At 47.8% G+C, this 17,231-nt stretch carries 29 protein-coding genes; 28 read left to right on the top strand and 1 reads right to left on the bottom strand.

The window, feature by feature from the left end:
• The first annotated feature begins 259 nt into the window (after window positions 1-259).
• From rpsJ to rplQ, 28 genes are all read left to right on the top strand, one after another.
• Window positions 260-571, top strand: a complete 312-nt coding sequence (gene rpsJ / locus ACWA6V_RS04770) for a 30S ribosomal protein S10 (protein ID WP_007644456.1) — start codon at window positions 260-262, stop codon at window positions 569-571.
• 104 nt (window positions 572-675) lie between these two features.
• Complete coding sequence (rplC, locus tag ACWA6V_RS04765) at window positions 676-1,320, top strand: 50S ribosomal protein L3 (RefSeq protein ID WP_449521411.1); 645 nt, start codon at window positions 676-678, stop codon at window positions 1,318-1,320.
• Between the two features lie 20 nt (window positions 1,321-1,340).
• The gene (gene rplD / locus ACWA6V_RS04760; protein WP_062059487.1) at window positions 1,341-1,955 is read left to right on the top strand and encodes a 50S ribosomal protein L4; all 615 of its coding nucleotides are present in this window, start codon (window positions 1,341-1,343) and stop codon (window positions 1,953-1,955) included.
• Window positions 1,952-2,248, top strand: coding sequence for a 50S ribosomal protein L23 (gene rplW, locus ACWA6V_RS04755; RefSeq protein WP_310073254.1), 297 nt, complete (start codon window positions 1,952-1,954; stop codon window positions 2,246-2,248). Before rplD ends, rplW begins: the two co-directional genes overlap by 4 nt.
• 13 nt (window positions 2,249-2,261) lie before the next feature.
• Window positions 2,262-3,089 (top strand): 50S ribosomal protein L2, encoded by an 828-nt coding sequence (gene rplB / locus ACWA6V_RS04750; RefSeq protein WP_310073252.1) that lies wholly within the window; start codon window positions 2,262-2,264, stop codon window positions 3,087-3,089.
• Window positions 3,090-3,123: 34 nt separating this feature from the next.
• Window positions 3,124-3,402 (top strand): 30S ribosomal protein S19, encoded by a 279-nt coding sequence (rpsS, locus tag ACWA6V_RS04745; RefSeq protein WP_039912567.1) that lies wholly within the window; start codon window positions 3,124-3,126, stop codon window positions 3,400-3,402.
• 12 nt (window positions 3,403-3,414) lie between these two features.
• Window positions 3,415-3,747: a 50S ribosomal protein L22 gene (gene rplV / locus ACWA6V_RS04740; protein WP_007644463.1), complete on the top strand. Its 333-nt coding sequence runs from the start codon at window positions 3,415-3,417 to the stop codon at window positions 3,745-3,747.
• 11 nt (window positions 3,748-3,758) lie between these two features.
• Window positions 3,759-4,439: a 30S ribosomal protein S3 gene (gene rpsC, locus ACWA6V_RS04735; protein ID WP_078045161.1), complete on the top strand. Its 681-nt coding sequence runs from the start codon at window positions 3,759-3,761 to the stop codon at window positions 4,437-4,439.
• A 12-nt stretch (window positions 4,440-4,451) separates the two neighbouring features.
• On the top strand, window positions 4,452-4,865 hold the full coding sequence (gene rplP / locus ACWA6V_RS04730; RefSeq protein ID WP_039912571.1) for a 50S ribosomal protein L16: 414 nt from the start codon (window positions 4,452-4,454) through the stop codon (window positions 4,863-4,865).
• Window positions 4,865-5,056 carry a 50S ribosomal protein L29 gene (rpmC, locus tag ACWA6V_RS04725; RefSeq protein ID WP_310073243.1) on the top strand — a complete coding sequence of 64 codons (192 nt, stop codon included), beginning with the start codon at window positions 4,865-4,867 and terminating at the stop codon, window positions 5,054-5,056. Before rplP ends, rpmC begins: the two co-directional genes overlap by 1 nt.
• 2 nt (window positions 5,057-5,058) lie before the next feature.
• A complete protein-coding gene (gene rpsQ / locus ACWA6V_RS04720; RefSeq protein WP_310073241.1) occupies window positions 5,059-5,325 on the top strand; it encodes a 30S ribosomal protein S17 in 267 nt (88 codons plus the stop codon).
• Window positions 5,326-5,364: 39 nt separating this feature from the next.
• The gene (gene rplN / locus ACWA6V_RS04715; protein ID WP_007644480.1) at window positions 5,365-5,733 is read left to right on the top strand and encodes a 50S ribosomal protein L14; all 369 of its coding nucleotides are present in this window, start codon (window positions 5,365-5,367) and stop codon (window positions 5,731-5,733) included.
• 32 nt (window positions 5,734-5,765) lie between these two features.
• A complete protein-coding gene (rplX, locus tag ACWA6V_RS04710) occupies window positions 5,766-6,083 on the top strand; it encodes a 50S ribosomal protein L24 (protein ID WP_062059499.1) in 318 nt (105 codons plus the stop codon).
• Window positions 6,084-6,089: 6 nt separating this feature from the next.
• Entirely contained in the window at window positions 6,090-6,629 is a 540-nt protein-coding gene (gene rplE, locus ACWA6V_RS04705) for a 50S ribosomal protein L5 (protein WP_062059501.1), read from the top strand.
• A 9-nt stretch (window positions 6,630-6,638) separates the two neighbouring features.
• A complete protein-coding gene (gene rpsN, locus ACWA6V_RS04700) occupies window positions 6,639-6,944 on the top strand; it encodes a 30S ribosomal protein S14 (RefSeq protein WP_007644484.1) in 306 nt (101 codons plus the stop codon).
• Between the two features lie 30 nt (window positions 6,945-6,974).
• The gene (gene rpsH, locus ACWA6V_RS04695) at window positions 6,975-7,367 is read left to right on the top strand and encodes a 30S ribosomal protein S8 (protein ID WP_133684976.1); all 393 of its coding nucleotides are present in this window, start codon (window positions 6,975-6,977) and stop codon (window positions 7,365-7,367) included.
• 13 nt (window positions 7,368-7,380) lie between these two features.
• Window positions 7,381-7,914, top strand: a complete 534-nt coding sequence (rplF, locus tag ACWA6V_RS04690) for a 50S ribosomal protein L6 (protein WP_310073228.1) — start codon at window positions 7,381-7,383, stop codon at window positions 7,912-7,914.
• A 9-nt stretch (window positions 7,915-7,923) separates the two neighbouring features.
• Complete coding sequence (rplR, locus tag ACWA6V_RS04685; protein ID WP_062059515.1) at window positions 7,924-8,274, top strand: 50S ribosomal protein L18; 351 nt, start codon at window positions 7,924-7,926, stop codon at window positions 8,272-8,274.
• Window positions 8,275-8,283: 9 nt separating this feature from the next.
• Window positions 8,284-8,793 carry a 30S ribosomal protein S5 gene (gene rpsE, locus ACWA6V_RS04680; protein ID WP_062059518.1) on the top strand — a complete coding sequence of 170 codons (510 nt, stop codon included), beginning with the start codon at window positions 8,284-8,286 and terminating at the stop codon, window positions 8,791-8,793.
• A 35-nt stretch (window positions 8,794-8,828) separates the two neighbouring features.
• The gene (gene rpmD, locus ACWA6V_RS04675) at window positions 8,829-9,014 is read left to right on the top strand and encodes a 50S ribosomal protein L30 (RefSeq protein ID WP_133684979.1); all 186 of its coding nucleotides are present in this window, start codon (window positions 8,829-8,831) and stop codon (window positions 9,012-9,014) included.
• A 1-nt stretch (window position 9,015) separates the two neighbouring features.
• Window positions 9,016-9,450, top strand: a complete 435-nt coding sequence (gene rplO, locus ACWA6V_RS04670; protein WP_449521410.1) for a 50S ribosomal protein L15 — start codon at window positions 9,016-9,018, stop codon at window positions 9,448-9,450.
• 10 nt (window positions 9,451-9,460) lie between these two features.
• The gene (gene secY / locus ACWA6V_RS04665) at window positions 9,461-10,798 is read left to right on the top strand and encodes a preprotein translocase subunit SecY (RefSeq protein WP_449521409.1); all 1,338 of its coding nucleotides are present in this window, start codon (window positions 9,461-9,463) and stop codon (window positions 10,796-10,798) included.
• A gap of 22 nt (window positions 10,799-10,820) precedes the next feature.
• Window positions 10,821-10,937, top strand: coding sequence for a 50S ribosomal protein L36 (gene rpmJ / locus ACWA6V_RS04660; protein WP_039912586.1), 117 nt, complete (start codon window positions 10,821-10,823; stop codon window positions 10,935-10,937).
• A 242-nt stretch (window positions 10,938-11,179) separates the two neighbouring features.
• Window positions 11,180-11,536: a 30S ribosomal protein S13 gene (gene rpsM, locus ACWA6V_RS04655; protein WP_310073208.1), complete on the top strand. Its 357-nt coding sequence runs from the start codon at window positions 11,180-11,182 to the stop codon at window positions 11,534-11,536.
• Window positions 11,537-11,592: 56 nt separating this feature from the next.
• The gene (gene rpsK / locus ACWA6V_RS04650; protein ID WP_062059529.1) at window positions 11,593-11,988 is read left to right on the top strand and encodes a 30S ribosomal protein S11; all 396 of its coding nucleotides are present in this window, start codon (window positions 11,593-11,595) and stop codon (window positions 11,986-11,988) included.
• A 13-nt stretch (window positions 11,989-12,001) separates the two neighbouring features.
• On the top strand, window positions 12,002-12,622 hold the full coding sequence (gene rpsD / locus ACWA6V_RS04645; RefSeq protein ID WP_133684982.1) for a 30S ribosomal protein S4: 621 nt from the start codon (window positions 12,002-12,004) through the stop codon (window positions 12,620-12,622).
• A gap of 26 nt (window positions 12,623-12,648) precedes the next feature.
• Window positions 12,649-13,635 carry a DNA-directed RNA polymerase subunit alpha gene (locus ACWA6V_RS04640; RefSeq protein ID WP_449521408.1) on the top strand — a complete coding sequence of 329 codons (987 nt, stop codon included), beginning with the start codon at window positions 12,649-12,651 and terminating at the stop codon, window positions 13,633-13,635.
• Between the two features lie 138 nt (window positions 13,636-13,773).
• Window positions 13,774-14,166 (top strand): 50S ribosomal protein L17, encoded by a 393-nt coding sequence (rplQ, locus tag ACWA6V_RS04635; RefSeq protein ID WP_449521407.1) that lies wholly within the window; start codon window positions 13,774-13,776, stop codon window positions 14,164-14,166.
• A gap of 387 nt (window positions 14,167-14,553) precedes the next feature.
• Here the strand turns inward: rplQ and uvrA are convergent.
• Window positions 14,554-17,231, bottom strand: a 2,678-nt coding sequence (gene uvrA / locus ACWA6V_RS04630) for an excinuclease ABC subunit UvrA (protein WP_449521406.1), incomplete at its 5' end; no start/stop codon positions are given.

Here is a 17,231-nt window from a genome sequence, read left to right as displayed (position 1 = left end):
CGTGAAGGTGGTCGTACTGTTGGTGCTGGTGTTGTTGCCAAAATCCTTCAGTAATATCGACTGTTAAAAAGCGGGCCCATGTGGCCCGCTTTTTATTTATCCGGGTGGAGCAAAGTGTTTGATCAAATAATCGCAAATATGCTGTTTATTTGTTGACAGGTCACTAAGTCGCCCTTAGAATTGCGCCTCCTTTTGCCGGGGTACTTTTATCCTTGCGCACTGGAAGTTCTTTAAAACAAACAATTGGAGTTTGGTTCACATGCAGAATCAACGCATTAGAATTCGCCTGAAGGCTTTTGATCACAAGCTTATTGACGCCTCTACCCAAGAGATCGTTGAAACAGCAAAGCGTACAGGTGCTCAAGTGCGCGGTCCGATTCCGCTGCCGACTCGTAAAGAGCGCTTCACTGTATTGATTTCTCCGCACGTCAATAAAGACGCGCGTGATCAATACGAGATCCGTACACATAAGCGTTTGCTGGATATTGTTGAGCCTACTGAAAAAACTGTTGATGCACTTATGAAGCTGGATCTGGCTGCTGGTGTTGAAGTTCAAATTAGTCTCGGCTAAGTAAATGTTTAAGGTTCGGGCGCACTGGGTGTCCGAACTGTGTAACGCTCTGAAATGGGCGGCCATAGCGGGTAAAAGCCCCGTACACTATAGAGGTTAGTAAAATGACGATTGGTATTGTCGGCCGCAAAAGCGGTATGACTCGTGTATTTACCGATGATGGTGTTTCCATTCCTGTCTCTGTGATTGAGGTTGAGCCTAATCGCATCACTCAGGTTAAATGCGTAGACACTGATGGCTACTCTGCTGTGCAGGTAACTATTGGTGCTCGTCGTGCCTCCCGTGTTACCAAGTCCGAAGCCGGTCACTTTGCCAAAGCTAATGTTGAGGCGGGTCGCGGTGTTTGGGAATTGCGTAACGAAGCTCAAGAAGCTTTCGAAGTTGGTGCAACAATTACTGTTGAGTCTTTCTCTGCAGGTCAAATAATTGATGTTACTGGCACATCTAAAGGTAAAGGTTTTGCTGGCGGTATTAAACGCTGGAATTTCGGTATGCAAGATGCGACTCACGGTAACTCCCGTTCGCACCGTGTACTGGGTTCTATCGGCCAGTGTCAATCTCCAGGTCGCGTATTCAAAGGCAAGAAAATGGCTGGTCATATGGGTGCTGAGCGCGTAACCGTTCAAAACCTTGAGATTGTCCGTGTCGATGCTGAGCGCAATCTGCTTCTTGTTAAGGGTGCTATTCCTGGTGCTCCAGGTGGCGACGTTATTGTGCGTCCTGCTGTTAAAGCGCGCACTAACGGTTAAGTATCCGAGGGGAATCGACCATGGAATTAAAAATTGTTAGTCCCGGTGGTGCCCAAGGTACAGTTTCTGTATCTGAAGTTGCCTTCGGTAGAGAGTTTAATCAAGACCTGGTTCACCAAACCGTTGTTGCCTACATGGCTGGTGCTCGTCAAGGTACTAAAGCGCAAAAAACCCGCGCTGAAGTGTCTGGCGGTGGCAAAAAGCCTTGGCGTCAAAAGGGTACCGGTCGCGCACGTGCGGGTACTATCCGCAGTCCAATTTGGCGTGGTGGTGGTGCTACTTTTGCTGCTAAGCCACGTAATTTCGAGCAAAAACTTAACAAGAAAATGTACCGCGCTGCGTTGCAGTGCATCCTGTCCGAGTTGAATCGTCAGGATCGTTTGATTGTGGTTGAAAGCTTTGATGTGGATGCGCCAAAAACCAAATCTTTAGTTCAAAAGCTGGCTCAATTTAATTTGACTGATGCTTTGATTATTACCGAAGAGATGAGTGAAAACTTGTTTCTTGCATCGCGCAACCTGTACAAGGTTGGTGTGATCGATGTGCAGGGTGTTGATCCTGTAAGTCTTATCGGTTTTGACAAGGTAATCGTTACTGTTCCTGCTCTGAAAAAATTCGAGGAGATCCTGGGATGAACCAAGAACGCATTTATAAAGTGTTGCTAGGTCCTGTGGTTTCTGAGAAGTCAGCTGCAGCCGGTGAGACTAGTAACCAAGTGGTTTTCAAAGTATTGGCTGATGCTAATAAAGTGGAAATTAAAGCCGCAGTTCAAGCATTGTTCAACGCTAAAGTTGAATCAGTAAATGTATTGAACGTTAAAGGCAAAACCAAGCGTACACGCTACGGAATCGGCAAGAGAAGCGATTGGAAAAAAGCGTATGTACGTCTTGAGCAAGGTCAAGAAATCGACTTTGCGGTAGCTGAGTAAGGGGATTGTTGCAATGCCAATTGTAAAATGTAAACCAACCTCTCCAGGTCGCCGCTTTGTAGTAAAAGTTGTCAATCCGGATTTGTACAAGGGTGATCCTTACGCTCCTCTGTTGGACAAAAAGTCCAAGTCAGGTGGTCGTAACAATACCGGTCGCATTACTACTCGCCATGTTGGTGGCGGCCATAAACAACATTACCGTGTAGTTGATTTCCGTCGTAATAAAGACGGCATCCCTGCAACTGTCGAGCGCATTGAGTACGATCCAAACCGTACTGCTTATATTGCTCTCGTATGTTATGCAGATGGTGAGCGTCGCTACATCATTGCGCCCAAAGGTTTGAGCGCTGGTGACAAAATTGAGTCGGGTAATGCTGCGGCTATCAAGCCAGGTAATGCTCTGCCAATCCGTAACATCCCGTTGGGTAGTGTAATTCACTGTGTTGAGCTTAAGCCTGGTAAAGGTGCTCAGATTGCTCGTTCTGCTGGTGCTTCGGCTCAGTTAGTGGCGCGCGATGGTGCTTACGCAACTTTGCGTTTGCGCAGCGGTGAAATGCGTAAAGTGTTGAGTGATTGTCGCGCAACTCTGGGTGAAGTCTCTAACAGTGAGCACAATTTGCGTTCATTGGGCAAGGCTGGCGCCAAACGTTGGCTTGGCATTCGTCCTACTGTTCGCGGTGTTGCGATGAACCCGGTAGATCACCCAATGGGTGGTGGTGAAGGCCGTACTTCTGGCGGACGTCACCCAGTTTCACCATGGGGTACTCCAACCAAGGGTTACAAAACGCGCAAAAACAAGCGCACCGATAACATGATTGTTCGTCGTCGCGATAAGAAATAAGCGCCGACTTAACAGCTGAATAGAGGAAGAGACAGTGCCACGTTCACTGAAAAAAGGTCCTTTTATCGATCTTCACCTGATTAAGAAGGTCGAAGCTGCGATCGCGAGTAATGATCGTCGTCCAATTAAGACTTGGTCGCGCCGTTCCATGATTATGCCGGAAATGGTGGGTTTGACTTTGGCTGTGCACAATGGGCGTCAGCATGTTCCGGTCTTGGTTAACGAAGAAATGGTTGGCCATAAGCTTGGCGAATTTGCAGCAACTCGCACTTATCGCGGTCACGCCGCTGATAAGAAAGCGAAAAAACGCTAATCGAGGTATACGATGGAAGTAGCAGCAAAATTAAGCGGTGCTCGTCTGTCGGCGCAAAAAGCGCGTTTGGTTGCTGATCAAATTCGCGGTAAAGGCGTTGAAGACGCGCTTGATATCCTGGCTTTTAGCACCAAGAAAGGCGCAGAGATCATCAAGAAAGTGCTCGAATCTGCAATTGCAAATGCCGAGCACAACGAAGGCGCTGATGTTGATGAGTTGAAAGTAAAAACGATTTTTGTGGATGAGGGTGTAAGCCTGAAGCGCATTAAGCCACGTGCCAAAGGCCGTGCTGATCGTATTACCAAACGTACTTGTCATATCACCGTTAAAGTAGCCGATAAGTAAGAGAGCGCGTTATGGGTCAGAAAGTACATCCAAACGGTATTCGTCTGGGGATCATCAAAAAGCATACTTCTATTTGGTATGCCGATGGCACCGATTACGCAGACAAACTCAACATCGACTTGAAAGTACGTGCGTACATTCAAGACAAGCTTGCTAGTGCGTCAGTTAGCCGCGTTGATATTGAACGCCCCGCTAATACTGCGCGCATTACCATTCATACTGCCCGTCCAGGTATTGTGATCGGTAAAAAAGGCGAAGATGTTGATAAGTTGCGCGCTGAAGTAAGCAAGCAAATGGGCGTGCCTGTTCATATTAATATTGAAGAGATTCGCAAGCCCGATTTGGATGCAGCTTTAGTGGCACAAGGCGTGGCTCAGCAATTAGAGCGTCGTGTAATGTTCCGTCGTGCGATGAAGCGCGCGGTACAAAACGCAATGCGTCAAGGTGCTGAAGGTATCAAAATCCAAGTGGGTGGCCGCTTGGGTGGTGCCGAAATCGCTCGTAGTGAGTGGTATCGCGAAGGTCGTGTACCTCTGCACACTTTGCGTGCAGACATCGATTATGCAACAGCAGAAGCGAGCACCACCTACGGTATCATTGGTGTGAAAGTGTGGATTTTCAAAGGCGAAGTTATCGGTGACGTTACTGAAACCGAAGCAGCGTCCAAGAAAAAAGCCGCTAAATCCAAGTAAGGGGTACGCATCATGTTACAACCTAAGCGTACAAAGTTTCGCAAGCAGATGAAAGGCCGCAACCGCGGTCTGGCCCAGCGTGGCTCCAAAGTTAGCTTTGGTGATTTTGGCTTGAAAGCAACTGGTCGCGGTCGCATTACTGCGCGTCAAATCGAAGCAGCACGTCGTGCGATGACTCGTCACGTTAAGCGTGGCGGTAAAATCTGGATCCGTGTGTTCCCCGATAAGCCGATTACAGCTAAACCACTCGAAGTTCGTATGGGTAGCGGTAAAGGTGGTGTTGAATACTGGGTAGCGCAAATTCGTCCTGGCAAGGTTCTTTATGAGATGGACGGTGTAAGCGAGGAATTAGCTCGTGAAGCCTTCGCTCTTGCTGCGGCTAAATTGCCAATTACAACAACATTTGTTAAACGTTCGGTGATGTGATGAAAGCTTCAGAACTCCGCGAAAAATCCGTCGAAGAGCTGAATGGCGTCTTGTTGGAACAATTGAAAGAGCAGTTCAAGCTGCGTTTGCAAGCTTCAACTGGTCAATTGAACCAATCGCACTTGCTTACGCAAGCTCGCAAAGACATCGCTCGCATCAAGACGGCGCTTAGTCAAAAGGCAGGTAAGTAACGATGACTCAAGAAACTAAAGTGGCTCGTACACTGACTGGCAAAGTTGTCAGCGATAAGATGGATAAAACCATCACCGTGTTGATTGAGCGTCGTGTAAAGCATGAGCTTTATGGCAAGTACTCTACTAAATCATCCAAGCTTCATGCTCACGATGAAAATAACGAGTGCAAGACTGGCGATATAGTGACTGTTTCTGAGTCGCGTCCCCTGTCGAAAACCAAGACCTGGTCTTTAGTGAAAATAGAAGAGCGCGCTTCAGAAGTCTAAGACTTCCGCGCTTTTGTAAGTCAGTTTCGGAGACGGACGATGATTCAAACAGAAAGCTACTTAGATGTTGCTGACAACAGCGGTGCTCGCCGTGTCATGTGCATCAAGGTTCTTGGCGGCTCTCACCGTCGCTATGCGGCGGTTGGTGACATCATCAAAGTGACCGTTAAGGAAGCAATTCCTCGCGGCAAGGTGAAGAAAGGCCAAGTAATGAAGGCAGTTGTTGTACGCACCAAAAAAGGCGTGCGTCGTCAAGACGGTTCATTAATCAAGTTTGACGATAATGCTGCCGTACTGCTGAATAACCAAGATGCTCCGATTGGTACCCGTATTTTCGGACCCGTGACTCGTGAGTTGCGTGGCGAGAAATTTATGAAAATCATTTCTTTGGCTCCTGAAGTGCTGTAAGCACTTTACGCTAAAGAGTCGAGGGCAGATAAATGCGTAAAATTAAACGTGATGACGAAGTGATTGTTGTCGCCGGACGTGACAAGGGCAAGCGCGGTAAAGTAGTTCGCGTATTGGCCGAAGATCGTTTGATCGTAAGCGGCATCAACATGATCAAGAAGCACCAAAAACCTAACCCACAATTGGGCGTTGCTGGTGGAATCGTTGAAAAAGAAGCTGCGATTCATGCTTCAAATGTTGCCATCTACAATCCGGCAACAAAGAAAGCTGACCGCGTAGGTTTCAAAGTGCTTGAGAATGGCGACAAAGTTCGCGTTTTCAAATCCAATGGCGAAACCCTAGGGGCGTAATGAAACATGGCTAGGTTAAAAGAGCTTTACGTTAAAGAACTCGCCCCTAAACTCAAAGCTGAGTTGGGCTTGGCAAATGTGATGGAAGTTCCACGCATTACCAAAATCACTCTGAATATGGGTGTTGGCGAAGCAACCGGCGACAAGAAAATTCTTGATAACGCCGTTAACGATCTGGTGAAAATTGCTGGTCAGAAAGTGGTTGTTACCAATGCGCGCAAATCCATTGCGGGTTTTAAAATCCGTGAAGATTGGCCAATTGGTTGCAAAGTAACTCTGCGTTCAGATCGTATGTACGAATTTTTAGACCGTTTGATTACTATCGCGATTCCGCGTATTCGCGATTTCCGCGGTATTAGTCCAAAGCAATTTGATGGACGCGGTAACTTTTCAATGGGTGTGACTGAACAAATTATTTTCCCGGAAATCGACTACGACAAAGTAGATCGTTTGCGTGGTTTGGATATTTGTATCACCACTACTGCTCGCACCGACGAAGAAGGTCGCGCGCTGTTGAAAGCATTTAACTTCCCTTTCAAAGGTTAAGGTGACGTCATGGCTAAGAAATCTATGATTGCACGCGAAGTTAAACGTGCAGAAACCGTGAAAAAATTTGCTGCCAAGCGCGCAGAATTGAAAGCGACTATCGTTAGCCCTTCATCTACTGAAGAGCAAGTATGGGAAGCGCAAATCAAACTGCAAAAAATGCCTCGCGATGCCAGCGCATCTCGTCAACGTAATCGTTGCCGTGTGACTGGTCGTCCTCATGGTGTTTACCGCAAATTCGGCCTGTGCCGTCACAAGTTGCGCGAAGCAGCCATGCGTGGTGATGTCCCCGGCTTGGTTAAGGCCAGCTGGTAAGCCTCGGCTTAATTTTAGGAGCAGAATCTGATGAGCATGCAAGATCCAATGGCAGATATGCTGACACGTATTCGCAACGCGCAAAACGTGGGTAAAGCAGCTGTAACCATGCCTTCTTCAAAATTGAAAGTAAGCGTGGCGAAAGTACTCTCTGATGAGGGTTACATTAATGGTTTTTCAATCAGTGAAGGCGCCAAGCAAGAGCTGACTGTTGACCTGAAATACTTTGAAGGCAAGCCAGTTATTGTAGAGCTTGACCGTGTAAGCCGTCCTGGCTTGCGTAATTATGCTGGTAAGGCGGCGCTGCCAACCGTTCGCGGTGGTTTGGGTATCGCAATTGTTTCTACCAGTAAAGGTGTAATGACTGATCGTGCTGCACGCGCCGCTGGCGTGGGTGGCGAAGTCCTCTGCACAGTATTCTAATTGGGAAATCGTCATGTCACGAGTTGCAAAAAGTCCGGTTGAAGTACCTGCTGCAGTGACTGTCACTCTTAACGGACAGTCTCTGTCCGTTAAAGGCAGCAAAGGTACATTGGCGCTGCAAGTTCACGCGAGCGTAGAAGTTAAGCACGATAACAACGTACTTACTTTTGCTCCGCGCGATGGTGCCAAGCAGTCAGATGCGCTAGCAGGCACTACCCGTGCGCTAGTTAATAACATGGTTCGCGGTGTTACCCAGGGCTTCGAAAAGAAGCTGACTCTGGTTGGCGTTGGTTATCGTGTTAAAGCAGAAGGCAATACTGTAAACCTGTCTGTGGGTCTTTCTCATCCGGTTAATTACGTTCTCCCTGCAGGCGTTACCGTAGAAACCCCAAGTCAGACCGAAATAGTACTGAAAGGCACTGATAAGCAATTGCTTGGCCAGGTCGCCGCTGAAATCCGTGCATATCGTGAGCCGGAGCCCTACAAAGGCAAAGGTATTCGTTATTCGGACGAAGTAGTACTTCGTAAAGAAGCTAAGAAGAAGTAGGGCTAGGATATGAGCGATAAGAAGCAAACCCGTCTTCGCCGTGCACGCCGTGCCCGCGCCAAGATTCGTGAATTAGGTGTTACGCGTTTATCTATCCATCGTACTCCGCGTCATATTTATGCACAGTTGATCTCTGGTGACGGTGCAAAAGTATTGGCAAGCGCTTCTACTCTGGACAAAGATTTACGCAGTGGCAAAACTGGCAACGCTGATGCAGCCAAAGCTGTCGGCGCTCTGATTGCAGAGCGCGCTAAAGCAGCTGGTGTTACTCAAGTCGCATTTGATCGCAGTGGTTTCAAATACCATGGCCGTGTCAAAGCACTTGCTGACGCTGCTCGTGAAGGCGGACTGGAATTCTAAAGGTGAGATATGGCATACGCTAAGAAAGAAGAAGACAACAACGAAGGCTTGCAAGAAAAATTAGTTCAAGTTAATCGTGTTGCTAAAACTGTTAAGGGTGGTCGTATCTTTCAATTTACTGCACTGACTGTTGTCGGTGATGGTAATGGCAAAGTTGGCTTTGGTCGCGGTAAGGCGCGCGAAGTGCCTATCGCAATTCAAAAAGCGATGGAAGCTGCACGTCGCAACATGATCAGTGTTGAGTTGAATGGCGATACCATTCAGTACCCAACCAAAGGTGCTCATGGTGCTTCAAAAGTTTACATGCAACCAGCTTCGCAAGGTACTGGCGTAATCGCAGGCGGTGCTATGCGCGCCGTGCTGGAAATCGCTGGTATTCAGAACGTTCTGTCCAAGTGCTACGGCTCTACCAATCCGGTTAACGTAGTTCGCGCCACTTTTAACGCATTGAAAGAAATGACTTCTCCGGAAGCAGTTGCTGCCAAACGCGGTAAAAGTGTTGAAGATATTCTGAACTAATCGACTTGGTCGATTACTAGAAGGCGGAATTCACCATGTCTAAGAAAATGATTAAAGTGACCCAGATCAAGAGCACTGCTCATCGTCTGGAGAGCCACAAGGCCTGCGTTAGAGGCCTTGGCTTGCGTCGCATCCGTCACACTGTTGAAGTAGAAGATACTCCCTCAGTTCGTGGCATGATTAACGTAGTTAACTATCTGGTTAAGGTAGAGGGAGAATAAGATGCGTCTGAATACCCTTAGCCCGGCACCGGGCAGTACTCATGCAAAAAAACGTGTTGGTCGCGGTATCGGTAGTGGTCTTGGCAAGACTGCCGGTCGTGGTCACAAAGGTTTGAAATCTCGCTCCGGCGGTTCTGTGAGACCAGGTTTTGAAGGCGGTCAAATGCCTTTGCAAATCCGTTTACCTAAATACGGTTTCACCTCCCGTATTGGTTTGGTTTCCGCAGAAATTCGCCTGTCAGAGTTGAATGCTGTTGAAGGTTCAATTGTTGATATCGAGACTCTGAAACAAGCAGGTTTGATTAGCTCTGTAATCAAACGTGTAAAGATTTTCGCTTCAGGCGAAGTCAAAAAAGCTGTCACTGTTAAGGGCCTATCAGTATCTAAAGGTGCGAAAACAGCGATTGAAGCCGCTGGCGGAACAGTAGAAGAGTAACGAGGCGCGAATGGCAACTCCAGGTAATCTGCCATTAGCAAATCAAAGAGGCTTGAGCGAGCTATGGGCTCGCTTACGCTTTTTGTTTCTGGCAATAGTGATTTATCGTATTGGTACTCACATACCAGTGCCAGGTTTAGATCCAGAGCGAATTGCAAATCTGTTTAATCAAAATCAAGGGACTATCTTAGGCATGTTTAACATGTTCTCTGGTGGAGCCTTGGAGCGGATGAGTATTCTCGCATTAGGTATCATGCCTTACATTTCTGCATCGATTATTATGCAGTTGCTAACGGCAGTTACTCCTTCATTGGAGCAATTGAAAAAAGAAGGTGATGCTGGTCGCCGTAAAATCAACCAGTACACCCGCTACTTCACGGTAGTTTTGGCAAGTGTTCAGGCGTTAGCGATGGCGGTAAGTTTTTCCTCCTATGCGTTTGGCGGAGAGCCTAGCTTTTCATACTACTTTATTGCAGTGGTTTCTTTGGTGACCGGTGCAGTATTTATGATGTGGTTAGGAGAGCAGGTTACCGAGCGTGGTATTGGTAATGGCATTTCCATGCTGATCTTTGCTGGTATTGTTGCCGGTATGCCCAGTGCGATAGGCCAAGCGTTTGAGAGTGCAAGACAAGGTGACCTTCATATAATTGCCCTGTTAATTGTCAGTATTCTTGCCATCGCTGTTATCTGGTTTGTAGTTCGTATTGAGCGTGGCCAACGCCGCATTACAATCAACTACGCCAAGCGTCAACAAGGTCGTCAAGGTTATGCTGCACAAAGTAGTCACCTGCCGTTAAAAATTAACATGGCTGGTGTAATTCCTGCGATTTTTGCCAGTAGTATTTTGTTATTCCCTGCATCGATTGCCCAATGGTTTGGGCAGGGTGGTGAGGGTGTAGTAAACGAAATGCTGCAGGAAATAGCGCTTAACCTTGGCCCAGGTCAGCCTCTTTATATTTTGTTTTTTGCTGGCCTAATAACGTTCTTCTGTTTCTTCTACACGGCATTAATGTTTAATCCGAAAGAAGTGGCGGATAACTTGAAAAAGTCGGGTGCTTACATCCCGGGTATTCGTCCCGGTGAGCATTCCGCTAAATATATTGATAGTGTTCTCACTCGCTTAACTGTGGTTGGTGCTATCTATATGTCGGCAGTTTGCTTGTTGCCTGAGTTCTTAGTAGTTGCCACTGGTGTGCCATTCTACTTGGGTGGAACGTCACTATTGATTGTAGTAGTTGTGGTGATGGATTTTATGTCTCAGGTCCAAGCACACTTGATGTCTCATCAATATGAATCATTGATGAAGAAGTCAAATTTGAAAGGATATGGTAGCGGTAACGCGCGCTAATCCGAGATATTGAGGTTGAATCATGAAAGTTCGTGCTTCTGTTAAAAAGATTTGTCGCAACTGCAAAATGGTACGTCGCAACGGTGTTCTGCGTGTAATCTGCAACGTTGAGCCACGCCACAAGCAGCGTCAAGGCTAATACTTAACTCTTCGGCGTCGAGATCCAGGCAGGTGCGCCACTCTGTGGTTCCCTGCCTGTTCTTTTGAGTGTCGATGATATTAAGTATTGCCAACTGGGGGTGTTGACTGTCGTCGGGTAAGAAATTGCCCGGCTATTGCTTTATGGTGTATTTGCGGCTATTCTGCGCGCCTTTTGTTCAGGGGCGAGGGTGGCGCTTACGCCGTCAACGCTGCAATTTATGTGTTACTGGAGTAATTTGAATGGCTCGTATTGCTGGTGTAAACATACCAGATAACAAACACGCCGTTATCTCATTGACTTATGTATATGGGATTGGCCGTACCACAGCCAAGCAAATCTGTGCTGCTACTGGCATTGCTGAAGATGTAAAAATCGGCACTTTGTCAGAAGACCAGATGGATGCTATTCGTGCTGAGGTTGCTAAGCGCACCGTAGAGGGTGACTTGCGTCGTGTAATATCTATGAATATTAAGCGCTTGATGGATTTGGGATGCTACCGTGGCCTGCGCCATCGCCGTGGCTTACCGCTTCGTGGTCAACGCACCAAAACGAACGCTCGTACCCGTAAAGGCCCACGTAAGCCTATTAAGAAGTAATTCTTGCTTACGACTTTCATTCACTTACGGTAACAAATTAGTAGGAAGAAATTGCTATGGCGAAGCCAAGTAATAAAACCACAGCCAAGAAAAAAGTTAAAAAGACGGTGATTGATGGCGTAGCGCACATCCACGCCTCTTTTAACAATACCATCGTGACTATCACTGATCGTCAAGGCAATGCACTTGCTTGGGCAACCTCCGGTGGTTCTGGTTTCCGTGGTTCACGTAAAAGTACTCCTTTTGCTGCTCAGGTCGCTGCTGAGCGTGCTGGTGAAGCGGCAAAAGAATATGGTTTGAAAAACCTCGACGTCGAAGTTAAGGGCCCAGGCCCAGGTCGCGAATCTGCTGTTCGTGCACTTAACAATGTTGGTTATAAAATCACTAACATTACTGACGTTACGCCGATTCCTCACAACGGCTGTCGTCCGCCGAAGAAACGTCGCGTATAAGGGGGAGTAGAAAATGGCTCGTTATATTGGACCTACATGTAAGCTGTCTCGCCGTGAAGGCACTGATCTTTTTCTGAAAAGTGGTGCGCGTGCGTTAGACTCAAAATGCAAAATTGAAACTGCTCCAGGCCAGCATGGCCAGCGTCGTGGTCGCTTGTCAGACTATGGTGTGCAGCTGCGGGAAAAGCAAAAAGTTCGTCGTATTTACGGCATCTTGGAAAAGCAATTCCGTGGTTATTACAAAGAAGCTGCTCGTCGTAAAGGCGCAAGCGGTGAAAACTTGTTGAAACTGCTGGAGTGCCGTCTGGATAACGTTGTGTACCGCATGGGTTTTGGTTCCACCCGCGCAGAATCACGTCAATTGGTATCGCACAAGGCAATTAGCGTTAACGGCAAAACTGTTAATGTTGCTTCTTTCCAAGTGGGTGCTGGTGATGTAGTTGCTGTGCGTGAAAAAGCCAAAAAGCAATTGCGTGTTCAAAACGCATTGAATTTGGCTGGTCAGCGCAGCAATGTTGAGTGGGTTGATGTAAATAGCGAGAAAAAAGAAGGCGTATTCAAGCGCGTTCCTGATCGCATTGATTTACCTGCTGACATCAACGAGAACCTCATCGTCGAGCTTTACTCCAAGTAAGGGACGAACCGCTAACAGGTGTGGCTATGCAGACTGCAGTAAACGAATTTTTAACTCCGCGTCATATCGATGTTTCAGAAAGTGGTCCAACCCGCGCTCGCGTGGTGTTGGAGCCTCTGGAGCGTGGCTTTGGACATACTTTAGGCAATGCATTGCGTCGTATTCTGCTTTCGTCAATGGCCGGTTGTGCCATTACTGAAGTGGAAATTGAAGGTGTATTGCACGAGTACAGCGCTATTGAAGGTGTTCGTGAGGATGTAATTGAAATCCTCCTTAATCTCAAAGGTGTTGCAGTAATTATGCACGGTAAGGATCATGCGGTTCTTACCCTAACCAAAAAAGGCCCAGGCGTTGTTACTGCTGCTGATATTCAAGTTGATCATGATGTGGAGATTAAAAATCCTGATCATATCATTGCGAATATCACCGGCAATACTGAATTGAAAATGCGCTTGACCATTGCTCGCGGTCGCGGTTATCAGCCAGCTGATAGTCGTCGTCGTGATGATGATGAAAGCCGTGCAATTGGTCGTTTGCAGTTGGATGCATCCTTCAGCCCGGTTAAGCGTTTGGCTTACAGTGTTGAAAGTGCTCGTGTTGAGCAACGTACTGACTTGGATAAGTTGATTTTAGATCTGGAAACCAACGGTACCATTGATCCTGAAGAAGCTATCCGTCGTGCAGCAACCATTCTGCAGCAACAGCTTGCTGTGTTTGTTGACCTCGAAGGTGAAAAACAATCAGCTCCAGAGCAAAAAGAAGAGGCTATTGATCCGATTCTCTTGCGCCCTGTTGATGACCTTGAGCTTACTGTTCGCTCGGCAAACTGCTTGAAAGCGGAAAATATTTACTACATTGGTGATTTGATTCAGCGCACTGAAGTTGAGCTGTTGAAAACACCAAACTTGGGTAAAAAATCTCTTACCGAAATCAAAGATGTACTAGCTTCGCGCGGTCTGTCGCTCGGTATGCGTCTGGAAAATTGGCCTCCAGCCAGTTTGAGAAACGACTAGAAACCATGAAATCATGGGCAAGTATCAGGTTATCGATATTTGCCCATGATTTTTTATTATTAGTTCGCCCGTGAACTCACTTCGGTGCGGGTGATTAACGAGATTGCTGTTAGCAATCCATTTTGAAGGAAATTTGCCATGCGTCATAAATTAACTGGTCGTCAATTAGGCCGTAATGCTTCTCACCGTAAAGCTATGTTCCGTAACATGGTTATTTCTTTGGTTGAGCATGAATTGATTAAAACTACTTTGCCAAAAGCAAAAGAGCTGCGTCGTTTTGCAGAACCTTTGATCACGTTGGCTAAAGTAGACAGCGTTGCTAACCGTCGTTTGGCATTCGCACGCTTGAACAACAAAGAAGCTGTAGGTAAGTTGTTCAGCCAACTTGGTCCACGTTATAACACTCGTCCAGGTGGCTACGTTCGTATTTTGAAATGTGGTTTCCGCTCTGGAGATAAAGCGCCAATGGCTTATGTTGAGTTGGTTGAGCGCCCACCTAAAGCTCTTGAAGCTGCTGTAGACGCAGAATAAGTCGTTACCGGTTCCAACAAAGAGGCCAAGCAGAGGTGCTTGGCCTTTTTTGTTTTTTCGGCTGAGGGTCCTAAATGATTTTTTGGTTGCCTGAAGCTATCTTTGTGTCTATTGGTAAATGTTTTTACATTGATGCCTATGGTCAATGTCGCACAAAACTTTCAGCAATTGCCGACTTTCTTGTGGACGGCAAATCGCTAAAATAGCAGTACAGGGATGCTAGTCAGGACAGGATGTGCTGATTAGAGGATTAAGTTTTAGGATGAGACTTATCCAGGAAGGTGAAGACAGAAGGCAGGATGCCGTCCGATCACGATGATCGGTTTGCCCACGCAGGAAGCAACGGGGCTTGCAGGAAGCAAAGCCCCTATTTTCCTTTTTGCTGCGCTAGGCTTTTTTTGCCTTGGTTGGTTTTGGCTTTCTAGTAGTTACCTTGAGCATAGGAGCAAGGAATCGTCCAGTGTGCGAATTTTCCAGTTGCGCGATATCTTCCGGTGTTCCCGTCGCAATAATTTGACCTCCACCACTGCCGCCTTCTGGCCCTAAATCTACCACCCAGTCTGCTGTTTTAATCACGTCCAAGTTATGTTCGATTACCACTACTGTATTGCCGTGATTGCGCAGACGATGTAGTACATTGAGTAGTTGTTGGATGTCGTAGAAATGCAAACCAGTGGTGGGCTCATCCAAGATATAAAGTGTTTTGCCTGTGTCGCGCTTGGACAATTCTTTCGCCAGTTTTACCCGCTGAGCTTCTCCGCCCGACAATGTCGTAGCCGATTGCCCCAAGCAAATATACGAAAGCCCAACGTCGATCAGGGTTTGTAATTTATTGGCGATGGCGGGTACTGCATCGAAAAAAGCTCGCGCATCTTCGATAGTCATTCCTAGCACTTCGTTGATATTTTTGCCTTTGTACTTCACATCCAGTGTTTCGCGGTTGTAGCGTTTGCCTTTGCAAACATCACAGGGCACATAGACATCAGGCAGGAAATGCATTTCTACTTTGGTGACCCCGTCGCCTTGGCAGGCTTCGCAGCGGCCGCCTTTGACGTTGAAACTGAAGCGACCAGGTTGATAGCCGCGCGAGCGTGATTCCTGGGTGCCGGCAAATAATTCGCGTATAGGTGTGAAAATACCGGTATAGGTCGCAGGATTGGAGCGCGGTGTGCGGCCTATAGGGCTTTGGTCGATATCTACGCACTTATCAAATAAGTCCATGCCTTCGATTGAGTCGTAAGGCGCAGGTGTGAGTGTGGTTGCTCCGTTTAGTGCAGTTGCTGCCAGTGGGTGCAAGGTCGCATTGATCAATGTCGATTTGCCTGAGCCAGACACGCCCGTTACACACGTCATTAACCCCACCGGGATTTCCAGCGTTACATTCTGCAGGTTATTACCTTTGGCTCCGATGAGGCGCAGCATCTGCTTCTTATCGAACGGATGACGCTTCTCGGGAATGGCGATGGATTTTGCGCCGCTCAGGTACTGGCCGGTAATCGAATCTTTATTCGCCATGATGGCTTTTACATTGCCTTGCGCGATAACTTGTCCGCCGTGCACACCTGCCCCTGGGCCGATATCGATGACATGATCCGCTTGGCGAATTGCATCTTCGTCGTGTTCAACGACAATTACGGTATTGCCGATATCGCGCAGATGCGTAAGCGTTTTGAGCAAGCGTTCGTTGTCGCGTTGATGCAGTCCGATGGACGGCTCATCAAGGATGTACATAACGCCCACCAAGCCGGCGCCGATTTGGCTGGCTAGGCGAATACGCTGGGCTTCTCCGCCAGAAAGAGTTTCAGCGCTGCGGTTGAGTGTCAGGTAGTTCAAGCCGACATCCACCAAAAAGCGGAAGCGGTCGCGCAGTTCTTTGAGGATCTTATCCGCGATGCCAGCTTTGCGGCCAGTAAACGCCAGCTTCATATAGTAGTCGTAGGCATCGGCGACGGGCATTTCGGTGATTTTGGGCAGTGGGCGCTCATCGATAAACACATTGCGCGCTTCAATCCGCAAGCGTGTGCCTTCACATTCCGGGCAGGGCTGGCTGGATAAAAATTTGGTCAGGTCTTCGCGTACCGAGTTGGATTCGGTATCGCGATAGCGGCGCTCCATATTGGTCAGTACGCCTTCAAAACTGTGGCTGCGTTTGTACACATCGCCGCGATCATTGATGTAATTGAATTCAATAATTTCTTCGCCCGATCCGTAAAGCACCGCATCGCGCTGTTTGGCTTTGAGTTTTGCCCAAGGCGTATTCACATCAAACGCATAGTGTTTGGCGAGCGAGGCGAGCATATGGAAGTAGTAGACGTTACGTTTGTCCCAGCCGCGAATCGCACCTTCAGATAGGCTCAGCGCCGTATCCTGAATGACTTTGTCTTCATCAAAAAATTGATGTACGCCTAATCCGTCGCAAGTCGGGCAAGCGCCGGCGGGATTGTTAAAGGAGAAGAGGCGCGGTTCGAGTTCGGTGAGGCTGTAATCGCAAATCGGACAGGCGTGTTTGGACGAAAATAAGCGGTCAGGTGCTTCGCCATCCATATAATTAATACAGGCGATACCTTCCGATAAGTTCAACGCTGTCTCAAAAGATTCAGACAAGCGCAGCTTCAAATCTTCGCGCACCTTAAAGCGGTCGATAACCACCTCAACGGTGTGTTTCTTTTTCTTATCGAGCTTGGGTGTATCGTCCAGATCGCAAAGAATACCGTCGATGCGAGCGCGGATAAAACCATCGCGCTTGAGCTGTTCAAACACATGCAGGTGCTCGCCTTTGCGGTCGCGTATGACCGGCGCCAGCAGCATTAATTTAGTACCTTCAGGCAATGCCAGGGTTGTATCCACCATCTCGCTGATAGTTTGTGCGGTCAGGGGAACGCCGTGCTCCGGGCAGCGCGCTTCGCCCACGCGCGCGTAGAGCAGGCGCAAGTAATCATAGATTTCGGTGATGGTGCCGACGGTGGAGCGCGGGTTGTGCGATGTGGATTTTTGTTCGATGGAAATCGCCGGGCTCAAGCCTTCAACGTGATCGACATCGGGCTTTTCCATCATCGACAAAAACT

Source organism: Cellvibrio sp., from assembly GCF_053579595.1.
This window is presented reverse-complemented; position numbering and strand designations above follow the sequence as displayed.